We start from the raw sequence: 11,483 nt of genomic DNA on the forward strand, positions 1-11,483 counted from the left end.
GCCCCCCCCCCCCCCCCCCCCCCCCCCCCCCCCCCCCCCCCCCCCCCCCCCCCCCCCCCCCCCCCCCCCCCCCCCCCCCCCCCCCCCCGCTCCCCCGGTGCCGGACAGTGGCTCTGTGTCGTCCGTGTGCCGTCACCAGCACATGACCGCCGTCTCTCCCGCCCCCCACGTGGAGCAGAGGCGGACCCGGACGACATAGCGGCGGCCCTTGACGAGCCGCACCCGGACGGCGGCGTTGTCCGGCGTGCCGCCGTCGTCGTGGCCCGCGAGGAAGCGCGGCTCCCCGTCGCGCTCCTCGAAGACCACCAGCACGCTGTCGGCGTCGCCGAAGGTTCCCACGGTGTACTCGCGGGTCTCCGGCGGCTCGACGGTGAAGTCGGCCTGCTCGCCCGGCCCCAGACCGAGCGGCGCGGACCGGAACGGCACCAGACCGGCCGGCCCGGACGGAGCGGCGGGCGGGTACCAGCGGAGCACGAACTCCTTGTCGGCCGGGGAGGGGGTGCCGGGCGGACGCAGCCCCCCGCGGTACTGCTCCGGTTCCAGCACCAGCCCCGGCCCGAACGGCAGCGTCATGACCGACTGCGGATCCCACACCGAGCCGCCCGCCTCACAGGCGTCCAGCCGGCCCAGTACGTTCGTGTACGTCGTCTCCCGGCTCCAGAAGTTCGGCGGTCCCGCCAGCTCGGCGTACACCGCCTCGTCGTCCCAGTGCAGCCCGGCGAACGGACTCTGGTGCTCGTGCACCATGCCGAGCGCGTGCCCGATCTGGTGCAGGACGGTCCCGCGCTCCCCGGGCGCGGTCACGTCCCAGCCGAGGTTCATGGTGCGCTCGCCCCGGCCCACCGACAGCGCGTCCCGGCCGACCGCCGACCAGGACCCGGCACCGGCCTGGAACCCGATCCGCAGCTCCGCCTCGTGCCGGTCGCCGACCTCGGCGAAGGTGACGCCGATGCCGAGGTCCCGCCACTCGCCGAAGCACCCGCGGACCACGTCCCGCTGCTCCTCGCCGCCCGCCCACGGCACCCGGCGCAGCTCCCCGGTCCCGGGGACCGGGATGACCGAGGCGTCGGTGCGGGCGTCCAGGAAGCAGTAGTGCAGGACCGTGCCGTTGACCCACATCCGCCGCCCGGCGAGCAGCGCGCCCAGCCGCTCGGCGGTCAGCCCCGGTGCGAACGACGGGGCCGGCTGCCGCGGAAGCGAGCAGAGGCGTCGGGTCATGCGGCCAGAGTGCCCGCCGCCCGGACCGGACGCCTGAGTCGGGGGCTACTCAAGTCGCCCTGTATCAAACCTGAGTACGCGCGCTCAGGATGGTGTGAGGACCTACGAACAGGACGCGAAGACCCTGGAGCTGCCCTGGCCGTTCACCGGCCGGGCCGACGAACTGGAGCTGGTGCGCGGTGCACTGACGGCCGGCCGGCCCGGCATCGTGGTGACCGGCCCGGCGGGCCGCGGCAAGACCCGGCTGATCACGGAGGCGGTCCGGGCAACGGACCACGCCCGGGTGACCGGCACGCCCGAGGCCCGGGACCTGCCCCTCGCGGCGTTCGCGCACCTGCTCCCCGACACCGTCTCGCTGCACCGGGCGGTCCGCGCGCTGTCCGGCGTACGGCTCCTCGTCGTGGACGACGCCCAGCTGCTGGACGAGACCTCCGCCGCCCTGGTCCACCAGCTGGCCGTGCAGGGCCGCACCCGCCTGGTCGTGGCCGCGGCGGACGGTCCGCCCGCGCCCGGCGCGGTGTCCCGGCTGTGGACCGGCGAACTGCTGCCCCGGCTGGCCCTCGACCCGCTGTCCCCCGAGGACACTGCCCAGCTGCTCGCCGGCGCCGGTCTGGAACCGCTCACCGTGCGTCGGCTGCACCACGCGTGCCGGGGCGATCTGCGGCTGCTGCGCGACCTGGTGACCGCGCTGACCGGGTCCGGCCGGCTGACGCCCGTCCCGGACACCGGGGAACGGGCCTGGCGCGGCCCGCTGCCGGTCACCCCGGCCGTCCGCGAGCGGCTCGCCCCCGCCCTGGAGCGGTCCGGCCCCGGCGAACGCGACACCCTGGAACGCCTCGCGTTCGCCGAACCCCTGCCGCTGCCCGTGGACGGGCTGGACCTGGACGTCCTCGAACGCCTGGAGGCCGACGGCCTGATCGACGTCGACGACCAGGGTGCCGTCACCCTCGCCCACCCCCTGCACGGTGCCGCGCTGCGCGCCACGGCCGGCCGGCTGCGGGCCCGCCGCCTGGCCCGCGCCCCCTTCGCGTACGGCCCCGCGCTGGACGCCGAACAGCGCACGCTCGTACGGCGGATGGAGCGGCTCGACGTCCGGCCGGTGCCGACGCCGGTGGGGGAGTGGCTGGTCGCGGAGGGCGGCCCGCTGCCGGCCGGGTACGCCGAGGTCCGCGCCCGGTACGCACGCTTGCGGGGCGAGCTGCGGGAGGCGGCCGCGTGGGCCCGGGAGGGCCTGCGGGAGACTCCGTCGGACAGCGGGTGCCTGAGGGAACTCGCGCTCACGGAACAGCCGTCGGGCGAGGTGACCGACCCGGTCGGCGTCCACGCGGTCTACGACGCCGTACGCCTCGGCGAGCCCGAGCGGGCGGTCGGACGGCTGCCGGCCGGCAGTGTGTTCGCCCGGCACGCGGACGCGCTGGCGCGCGGAGACGGCGCCGCGCTGGACCGGGCCGCGGAGGCGCTGGCCGAGCGCGGATTCCTGCTGTACGCGGCGGAGGCCCACGCCCAGGCGGTACGGGTCCACCGTGATCCCCGGGCCGCGCGGCTGTCCCGTACCCGGGCCGTCGCGCTGGCCCGCCGCTGCCAGGGGGCGCGTACGCCCGCGCTGGCCGGGCTGGTCCTCGGTGAACTCACCCCCCGGCAGCGGCAGATCGTCACGCTGGCCGCCGCGGGGCTGAGCAACCGGGAGATCGCCGAGAGGCTGACGCTGTCCGTGCGGACGGTCGGTAATCACCTCTACAGCGCGTACACGCGGCTCGGCACGGGGGACCGGGCGGCGTTGCCCTGGCTGGTGGACGTGCCGGAGCGGGAAACGGCTTGAGGACCGGCCCTAACGGCACAGCTCGTCGCCGAGCGCGGTGCGGGCGTAGCGGACGATGCGGCCGCTGCGGGTGCGGGTGAGCAGACCGGCGTCGTAGAGGACCGCCAGGTGCTGGCTGACCGCGCCCGGGGTGACGTCGAGGCGGTGGGCCAGTTCGGTGGTGGAGGCCGGCTCGGCGAGGAGCAGCAGCAGGCGGGCGCGGGGGCGGCCGAGGAGGCGCACCAGTGCCTCGTCGGTGACCGGGGGCGGTTCCTCGGAGAGGATGGCACGGCCGCGGGCCGGATACATCAGGACCGGCGGGCGGGTGGGATCGATCAGCGGCTGGACTCCGCGGGCGAACAGGGTGGGCAGCAGGACCAGGCCGCGGCCGGCGATGCTCACGTCGCTCCAGGGCGCCTGGACGGTGAAGTCCCTTGTGGACAGCCGCAGGAGGCCGTCGCTCCAGGCCAGCCGCTCGTCGAGGCTCGCGAACAGCGCCCCGGCGCCCTGCTCGGCGAGCACCCGCCCGCGGTGGGCGAGGTCGGCCTCCAGGATGCTCTGCGCGCGGGGCCACCAGTCGGCGGCCAGGCAGGTGTGCCAGTAGGCGTCGAGGGCGTCGGTGATCCGGGCGAGGAGGGCCGCGGGGTCGGCGAGTCCGCGGGCGACGACCGGCGGCAGGGCCTGCGGGGTGCGGTAGGTGGCGCGGAAGTCGGCGTCGACGACCTCGGGCGGGGTGACGCCCAGCCGGTCGAGTTCCTCGGTGAGTCCCGGTCGGGCGCGATCCGGGCGCGGGGTGAGGAAGTCCGGCACCCACAGCCAGGGGGTGACGAGCGCGGTGAGCACCTCGTGGTCGAGTTCCGCCAGGCGGGGCCGGATGCGGCGCAGCCACGGCCGGTGGTGCGGGTAGCGGGCGGGGTCGTGCAGGCAGCGCAGGGAGAACACCGCCTCCTGGAGCGGGGAGTAGGCGAAGGAGGTGGTGGCGAGGTCGCCGACGGCGAGGCGGAACTCGATCATTGAGTGCCACGCTAAATCATTGTCCGCGGGCTCGGGCCGCCGGGTTGGCTGTGCGCATGACCGCGACCCCAGTCTCCCCTGCCCCCGCCCCGGGCGGCGGTCCAGCGCCGCAGCGTGCCACCCGGGCCGCCGGCCTGCTGCCCACGGACCCGGCGCTGCGTCTGGCCAGTGTGCTGACGCTGGTCAACGCTCTTGGCAACGGCCTCTACTTCCCCCTCGGCGTCCTGTACTTCACGCGCGTCGTCGGCCTCGACGCGACCGCCGTCGGTGTCGGGATGACGGCCGCGGGACTGGTCGGTGTGGCAGCCGGGGTGCCGGCCGGACGGGCTGCGGACCGGTGGGGCGCACGCCGGGTCGGCGCGCTGCTGTGGGGCGGCACCGGGCTGGCCACGGCCGCGTACGCGCTGGTGCACTCGTACACCGGATTCCTTGTCGTCGTGGTGTGCGCGACGGGCTTGCAGATGGCGAGCCGAGGGGTGCAGGGAGCGCTGTACGCCGATGTGCTGCCGGCCGCGACGCGGGTGGAGGCGCGGGCGTATCTGCGGATGGTGGTGAACGTCGGCATGGGTGTGGGCGGCGCGTTCGGCGCCGTGGCGCTCCAGCTCGACACGAGGGCCGCGTATGGGACGGTCATTCTGGTCAACGCGCTGTCGTTCGCGGGTCCGGCGCTGCTGCTGCCCCGGCTGCCGCTGGCGCCGCACGTGGCCGGGCGGGCTCCGACGGACGCCGCCGCCCCGGCCGCGGAGCGCTGGCGGGCGGTGCGGGATCTGCCGTTCCTGGCGGTGACCGTCCTCAACGCGGTGCTGGTGGTGCAGTACTCGCTGTCCGAGGTCGGGCTGCCGCTGTGGATCGTGGAGCGCACCGACGCGCCGCGCTGGACGGCTGCGCTCCTGATGATCGTCAACTGTGTGCTGGTGGCGCTGCTCCAGGTGCGGGTGGCCCGCAGAGCCTCCGCCGTGCCCTCCGCCGTGCGGGCGATGGGCTGGTCGGGCCTGCTGCTGGCGGCCTCCTGCGCGGTGTACGCCCTGTCGGCGGGCCTGCCCCCGGTGTACGCGGTGGCGGCGCTGACCGTCGGCGCGGTGGTGCAGGTCTTCGCCGAGGTGCTGTCGGCGGCAGGCGGCTGGACCCTCGGGTACGAGCTGGCCGACGCCCGTGCCCACGGCGTCTACCAGGGGGTGTTCGGCGCCGGTATGTCGGCGGGGATGATGTCCGGTCCGGCCCTGGTCACGGTGACCGCGATCGCCCACGGCTCGCTGGGCTGGGCGGCGCTGGGCCTGCTGTTCGCGGCGGCGGGTCTCGCGGTGGCCCCGGCGGTGCGCTGGGCCCGCCGGGACGGGGCGTGGCGGGGCGAGCCCGCTTAGGCGGGCCCGCGGCGGAGCCGCACGAGAACGCGTCCCTCGCTCACGCCGCCCCGAACGCCGCGAAGGCCCAGCCCGTCGCCTGGTGGACCGCGTCGCCCGGCAGGGCGGCACGGGCGTCTCTGAGGGCCTCGGCCAGGGAGAGGCCCGCGCCGAGGCCCTTGTGCAGGGCCAGCATCAGCGGGACCACCGCCGCGTCGTTGACGGGTGCGCTGCTCGCCACCACCCCGGCCGTGCCCAGCGGCAGCAACGCCGTGACCAGGCCGAGGAGTTCGTCGGCGCCGACCGAGGCCAGGCGGGCGGTGTCGCAGCTGGACAGGATGATCCGGTACGGGCTGCGGGTCAGGCGCTCGAAGTCGTGCACGATCAGCGGCCCGTCGGCCATGCGGAGGGCGGAGAACAGGGGGCTGTCGGCGCGGAACGTGCCGTGCGCCGCGAGATGGGCCAGGCCCGCGCCGTCGAGTTCCGCCAGCACCCGGGGCACCTGGGCGTCGTCGCCCTCCAGGACCGTCGCCGTACCGTACCGGTCCGCGAGTTCGGGCACCTCCGCGCCACCCGTCGCGAGACCGGGGCCGCGCACCAGCACGGGCCGGCCGTCCGGCGGCGGCGCCGTCTCCCGGGCGCGCAGCCAACTGCCCGCCGACGGCGACACGCTGAGCACCCGCTCCCGCAGCGCGGGCAGCAGCGCCCACGGCACCCGGTGCAGCGCGCCCGGCGGCACGATCACCACCGGGCCCGGGCCGAGGTGCCGTACCGCTCCGGCCAGCAGCAGTTCCTCCAGGCGCCGGCCGGCGGCCTCCACGAGAGGGAGCCGGGCCTCGGCGCCCGGGTGCGCCAGCCGCCGTAGCCCGGCCTGCACATGCTCGGCCTCGGCCACCGCCTCCGCCAGCGAACCGCCGGTGAACCGCCGTACCCTTCCCTGCCCGCACAGCAGGACGTGCACCCGGCCGTCGACCACGGCCAGTTCGACCAGCCGCCCGTCACCGAGCCGGTCCAGCAGCCGGCCCACGTCGAGCCGGTCGCCCGCGTCGGCGGCGGCCCCGCCCATGTGCCGGGTGCGGGAGCGGATCTCCCGTTCCAGGCGCCGCTGTTCACGCTCCAGCGCCGGCACCGGGCGGCCCTCCATCCGGGCGGCCTCCGCGCGGGCCGCGATCTCCCGGTAGGCGGTCAGCCCGCTGAGCAGCGCCGGATCGTCGGGCGGCCGGGTCGGCGGCGCGGACAGCACGGTCGCCCGCCACCGCTCGCTCCACCCGAGCAGCCGCCGGGGACTGCCCTCCGCCAGGCTCACCTCCTGCGCCAGCGCGGCCAGTTCGGCGCCCTGCGCGGTCGCGTGGGCGCGCAGCTCCGAGGCGCCCAGCGTCATCCGGTGGTCGTCCAGCACGTCCAGGCCGCGCCGGCACGCCTCCAGCACGCCGCGCCGGGAACCGGCCGCCCGCGCCCGCAGCGCCTGTGCCGCCCAGCCCGTCATCCGGGCCGGCGGCGGCCCGCCGTGCCGGCTCCGGGCGGCGACCGCCAAGTGCCGTTCCGCGTCCGCCGTCCAGCCCAGCGCCAGCGCGATCCGGCCCGCGAGCAGGGCGGCCTCGGGCGCCGCCGGGGAGCCGAAGGAGGCCAGCTTCTCGGCGACCGCCGCCGCGTCCGCGACCATCCGCCCCGACCGGCGCCCGGCCGCCACCCGCGCCTCGATCAGCACCAGCCGGGCGTGCGTCTCCCACCACGTCCGGCGCTGCGCCGCGAACAGCCGTACGGCGACGGCGGCGCGGGCTATGGCGGTGTGCGCGTCCCCGGCCGAACGGGCGGCCCGCGCGGCGGCCAGCAGCACCTCGGCCTTGCGGGTGGACTGTCCGCCGATCCGGTCCAGCAGCGCGATCGCCGCGTCCGCCTCGGCCAGCGCCTCCGGGGCGAGCCCCGCCGCCATCAGCACCTCGCAGCGCCGGATCGACAGGTTGTACGTGGGGGTGCCCAGCTTGGCGTAGCGCTCCTCGGCCTCGTCCAGCAGCCGCAGCGCCGCCGGGATGTCCCCGGAGCGGAACGCGGCCAGGCCCCGGCTCTCCACCGCGTCCGCCTTGTCGTGCTCCTGGCCGGTGGTGTCCCACAGCCGCTCCGCCGCCGTGAAGTCCGCGACGGCCCGGTCGACCGCGCCCAGCGCCAGATGCACGGTCGCCCTGAGCGTCAGCGCCCGCGCGGTCCAGATGTCGTCGGCGACCTGCCGCAGGACGGGAAGGGCCCGCCGTACGTCCTCCAACGCCTCCCGGTGATGCCCCAGCACCCACCACACATAGGCACGGCGGTACAGCACCCGGGCCCGGGTGTGTCCGCTGCCCCGGGCGACCCCCCGCTCGAAGGACGCGAGCCCCTGGCGCGTGCGCCCCGCGTGCACCAGTGCGACACCCAGGGTCGCGAGCACATCGGCCTCCCGGTCGGCCGACTCGGCGCGCGCGGCCAGGTCCCGGGCCCGCCTCAGATGCCGCAGCGCGATCCGCAGATCGCCGAAGTCCCGCTGCCAGATGCCGAGCACCTGGTGGGCGACGCTGGCGTGGACCGGTGACGGAGCGGCGCGCAGGACGTGTTCGGCGCGTGCCCGGGCCTCGCCCGGATCGGCGAACACCATGGGCAGCAGTTCGAGAACCGGCTCGCTTCCCGCTGTCACGTCTCGCATGGTAGTGGCCTGTTGTATCAGACGGTGGTCCCGCGGCTCTCACTGTCGAACACCGTCTTGAGGGGGAGGACACCACATGGCACCACACCGATTCCACGAGCAGTTCCACCACATCCAGCGCTCCCTGCCGGACGTCCCCCTCACCATGGGGCCCGACGACTCCGCCGGGTTCTTCTACGAGAAGGGCGTCGTCCTCGTCCGCGACGGCGAGGAGGCCCGGTTCGTCGAGGACACCGTGCGCACGCACTTCACCGAGACCCAGGGCCTCGTCCCCGACCATGTGCGCCGCGTGGGCCCGCAGGCCGGCCGCACCGGCGTCACCCGCATCCGGGTCGGCGACCCGGCCGAGGGCGAGGACAGCGTGCCGCACGCCCTGCGCGCCGTGCGGGCGGCCGAGGACCGCCAGGGCCGCCGGCTGGCCGGCCGCAACCACGTCGTGCACATCGCGGGGAACGTCAACGCCTGCCCCGGCGACGAGCCGGTGCCCGTCCCGCGCACCGAGCCCGCCAACCCGGCCCCCGCCGAGGGCAGTTACGACCCGGCCACCGCGGTCGCCGTCCTCGTGATCGACACCGGACTGGTGCACGACCACCGCTCCTACCCGCTGCTCGCCCACACCACGGGCGACGCCCAGCTGACCGAGACCGACGCCGACGGCGTGCTGCGCCAGTACGTCGGCCACGGCACGTTCATCGCCGGGGTCCTCGCGGCCGTCGCGCCCAACACCGACATCACCGTGCGCGGCACGCTCAACGACGCCGGTGCCGTCCTGGAGTCGGAGTTCGGCGCCCTGCTCTTCGACGCGGTCGACCGGGGCGGCTGGCCGGACATCGTCAGCCTCTCCGCGGGCACGCCCAGCGCGGACAACGACGGCCTGATCGGACTGGACGCGTTCATGGCGGAACTGCGCGAGCAGCGCACCCTGCTGGTGGCCGCCGCCGGCAACAACGGCAGCGACACCCCGTTCTGGCCCGCCGCCTACGCCGGCCTGCCCGAGTACGCCGACTGCGTGCTGTCGGTCGGCGCCCTCCGCGCGGACGGCGCGTCCGGGGCCTGCTTCACCAACCACGGGCCGTGGGTGCGTGTCCACGCCCCCGGCGAACGCCTCACCAGCGCCCTCACCGGCTTCACCACGCCCGTGCCGTACGTCTACCAGCACTCCACCTACGACGCCTGCCGGTTCGGCGACGCCGACTACGCCTGCACCTGCCGGTACCCGCGTCACACCGGCGTGCTGAGCGAGGGCCGGGAGAGCACCGGCGCCAAGCCGGACCAGGTGATGTTCGACGGACTCGCGCAGTGGAGCGGCACCTCCTTCGCCACCCCGGTGGTCGCGGGACTCGTCGCCGCCCGGATGACGGCGTACCGGGAACGCGACCCGCGCGCGGCCGGCGCCGGGCTGCTGGCGGCGGACGCGGAGCAGGCCGAGGTGCGCGGGGCGCGTGTGGCGGCGCTCCGTCCGCCCACCTGGCGACCCGTCCCGGCCGTGATCCCGGCGCTGCCCGCATGAGGGCCGGAACCCTCCGCTCCACGGCGTACGATGACAGGCCGTACACAAGGGGTGGAGCCGTGGACCGAACAGAGGTCGGCGCGTTGGTCCAGTCCGCCGTCGACGGGGACGCCGCGGCCTGGAAGGCGCTGGTGGAAGGGATGAGTCCGCTGGTGTGGTCGGTCGTGCGGGCGCACCGGCTGTCGGACGCCGACGGACACGAGGTCTTCCAGACCACCTGGTTCCGCTTCGCCCAGCATCTGGGCCGCATACGGGAACCCGAGAAGGCCGGTGCCTGGCTGGCCAGTACGGCCCGGCACGAGTGCCTGAAGGTGCTCAAGGGCCTGGCGCGGCTGACCCTGACCGACGACCCGAGGGTGCTGGACCGGGCCAGCGAGGACCGGACGCCGGAAGAGACGCTGATCGATTCGGAGGAGGCGGCGGACCGGGCCGAGCGGGTCCGCCGCCTGTGGCAGGAGCTGGACGGACTGGGCGAGCGCTGCCGGCAGTTGCTGCGCGTGCTGATGGCCTCGCCGCCGCCCAGCTACGGGGAGATCTCGGCCGCCCTCGGCATCGCGGTCGGCAGCATCGGCCCGCTCCGCCAGCGCTGTCTGCGCCGGCTGCGGGCCCGGATGGACGCGCGGGGTGCGGTGTGAACGGCGACGACGAGAGGCCCGAGGGGCCGGAGGAGTTCGCGGACGGGCTGCTGGAGGAGGAGCTGCGCCAGGCGGCGGCGGTCCTGGACCCGGTCCCGGCCGACCTGGTGCAGGCGGCCCTGGACGCGTTCGCGCTGCACGACCTGGACGCCCGGCTCGCCGAGCTGACCTTCGACTCGCTGGTGGACGCGCTGCCGGTCAGGGGGGTCACGGACGCGCCGCGCATGCTGACGTTCCGCGCGGGCGAGACGACCGTCGACGTGGAGGTCACCGAGGACGGCCTGATCGGCCAGGTGCTGCCGCCGCAGTCGGCGCGGATCGAGGTGCTCGGCGGCCCGCAGACCGCCCGCCCGGTCACCACCGACACCCTCGGCCGCTTCACCAGCGACACCCCACCGTCCGGCCCGTTCGCCCTGCGCCTGCGGACCGACGCGGACCTGATCGTCACGGAGTGGCTGCGGGCCTGAGCGGACCGGGGCGGCGGGACGGGCCGGGGTCGCCGCGACCGGGGCCGGGTGTGTGTCCCTGCCGGTGGGTCGGACGCCGGGTGGAGGTGTTCCGGGGGGCGGGCCGCGTGCCGGACTGGCGCGGAGGTGATCGTCACGGGGTGGCTGCGGGCCTGAAAGGCCGCCGCGCGGGGGCGGGCTGGTGTTGAACGCCGGTCCGGGCGGGGCGGCGGGCCGGGGCCGGGTGTGTGTCCCTGCCGGTGGGTCGGACGCCGGGTGGGGGTGTTCCGGGGGGCGGGCCGCGTGCCGGACTGGCGCGGACCTGATCGTCACGGAGTGGCGGCGGGCCTGAGCGGATCGGGGTGGCGGGAAGGGGCTGGGGTCGCCGCGACCGGGGCCGGGTGTGTGTCCCTGCCGGTGGGTCGGACGCCGGGTGGAGGTGTTCCGGGGGTCGGGCCGCGTGCCGGACTGGCGCGGACCTGATCGTCACGGAGTGGCTGCGGGCCTGAGCGGACCGGGGTGGCGGGATGGGGCCGGGGTCGCCCGCGACCGGGGCCGGATGTGTGTCCCTGCCGGTGGGCCGGACGCCGGGCGGAGGTGTTCCGGGGTCGGGCCGCCTGCCGGACCGGTGCGGAGGTGATCGTCACGGAGTGGCTGCGGGTCTGACCCGGTCGGCGCGGGCGGCGGGCGGGTCAGTGGGGTGGACGTCGGGCGCGGTTGTCCCGGGCCGTGGCGGGGTGGGGGGGACCACCCCCCAGGGGGGCGGTCACACCATGTCGACGAAAGGCGGCAAGAGGGTGGAGAGGCGGGCACAGACCAAACCCAACGGGGCAACCCGATACCTTATC

At 76.2% G+C, this 11,483-nt stretch carries 8 protein-coding genes; 5 read left to right on the plus strand and 3 right to left on the minus strand.

Annotated features, from left to right (window positions below; all coding sequences use genetic code 11):
- Positions 1 to 132 precede the first annotated feature (132 nt).
- A complete protein-coding gene (absR1, locus tag ACZ4WH_RS43315; RefSeq protein WP_468191650.1) occupies positions 133 to 1,218 on the minus strand; it encodes a beta-glucuronidase AbsR1 in 1,086 nt (361 codons plus the stop codon).
- 94 nt (positions 1,219 to 1,312) lie between these two features.
- Here absR1 and ACZ4WH_RS43320 point away from each other — a divergent pair, with 94 nt between their 5' ends.
- Complete coding sequence (locus ACZ4WH_RS43320) at positions 1,313 to 3,037, plus strand: LuxR family transcriptional regulator AbsR2 (protein ID WP_468191653.1); 1,725 nt, start codon at positions 1,313 to 1,315, stop codon at positions 3,035 to 3,037.
- Positions 3,038 to 3,046: 9 nt separating this feature from the next.
- On the opposite strand, the gene ACZ4WH_RS43325 is transcribed toward ACZ4WH_RS43320, so the two are convergent.
- Positions 3,047 to 4,030 carry an ArsR/SmtB family transcription factor gene (locus tag ACZ4WH_RS43325; RefSeq protein WP_468191655.1) on the minus strand — a complete coding sequence of 328 codons (984 nt, stop codon included), beginning with the start codon at positions 4,028 to 4,030 and terminating at the stop codon, positions 3,047 to 3,049.
- Positions 4,031 to 4,086: 56 nt separating this feature from the next.
- Here ACZ4WH_RS43325 and ACZ4WH_RS43330 point away from each other — a divergent pair, with 56 nt between their 5' ends.
- Positions 4,087 to 5,391 carry an MFS transporter gene (locus tag ACZ4WH_RS43330; protein ID WP_468191657.1) on the plus strand — a complete coding sequence of 435 codons (1,305 nt, stop codon included), beginning with the start codon at positions 4,087 to 4,089 and terminating at the stop codon, positions 5,389 to 5,391.
- A gap of 40 nt (positions 5,392 to 5,431) precedes the next feature.
- Here the strand turns inward: ACZ4WH_RS43330 and ACZ4WH_RS43335 are convergent, their stop codons facing one another.
- Positions 5,432 to 8,044, minus strand: coding sequence for a CHAT domain-containing protein (locus ACZ4WH_RS43335; RefSeq protein ID WP_468191659.1), 2,613 nt, complete (start codon positions 8,042 to 8,044; stop codon positions 5,432 to 5,434).
- Between the two features lie 76 nt (positions 8,045 to 8,120).
- Between ACZ4WH_RS43335 and ACZ4WH_RS43340 the strand changes: the two genes are divergently transcribed.
- Genes ACZ4WH_RS43340 through ACZ4WH_RS43350 form a run of 3 tightly spaced genes read left to right on the plus strand, consistent with a single transcriptional unit; the run spans position 8,121 to position 10,656 of the window.
- Positions 8,121 to 9,554 carry a S8/S53 family peptidase gene (locus ACZ4WH_RS43340; RefSeq protein ID WP_468191661.1) on the plus strand — a complete coding sequence of 478 codons (1,434 nt, stop codon included), beginning with the start codon at positions 8,121 to 8,123 and terminating at the stop codon, positions 9,552 to 9,554.
- On the plus strand, positions 9,551 to 10,189 hold the full coding sequence (locus tag ACZ4WH_RS43345) for an RNA polymerase sigma factor (protein ID WP_468191664.1): 639 nt from the start codon (positions 9,551 to 9,553) through the stop codon (positions 10,187 to 10,189). Before ACZ4WH_RS43340 ends, ACZ4WH_RS43345 begins: the two co-directional genes overlap by 4 nt.
- Complete coding sequence (locus tag ACZ4WH_RS43350) at positions 10,186 to 10,656, plus strand: hypothetical protein (RefSeq protein WP_468191667.1); 471 nt, start codon at positions 10,186 to 10,188, stop codon at positions 10,654 to 10,656. Before ACZ4WH_RS43345 ends, ACZ4WH_RS43350 begins: the two co-directional genes overlap by 4 nt.
- Positions 10,657 to 11,483 lie beyond the last annotated feature (827 nt).

It is taken from the genome of Streptomyces sp. NPDC029138 (assembly GCF_055564375.1).

What these genes read in the sequence shown, in the direction of transcription:
- absR1 (WP_468191650.1), bottom strand. Translation starts at nt 1,218, where the DNA reads ATGACCCGACGCCTCTGCTCGCTTCCGCGGCAGCCGGCCCCGTCGTTC.
- ACZ4WH_RS43325 (WP_468191655.1), bottom strand. Translation starts at nt 4,030, where the DNA reads ATGATCGAGTTCCGCCTCGCCGTCGGCGACCTCGCCACCACCTCCTTC.
- ACZ4WH_RS43330 (WP_468191657.1), top strand. Translation starts at nt 4,087, where the DNA reads ATGACCGCGACCCCAGTCTCCCCTGCCCCCGCCCCGGGCGGCGGTCCA.
- ACZ4WH_RS43335 (WP_468191659.1), bottom strand. Translation starts at nt 8,044, where the DNA reads ATGCGAGACGTGACAGCGGGAAGCGAGCCGGTTCTCGAACTGCTGCCC.
- ACZ4WH_RS43340 (WP_468191661.1), top strand. Translation starts at nt 8,121, where the DNA reads ATGGCACCACACCGATTCCACGAGCAGTTCCACCACATCCAGCGCTCC.
- ACZ4WH_RS43345 (WP_468191664.1), top strand. Translation starts at nt 9,551, where the DNA reads ATGAGGGCCGGAACCCTCCGCTCCACGGCGTACGATGACAGGCCGTAC.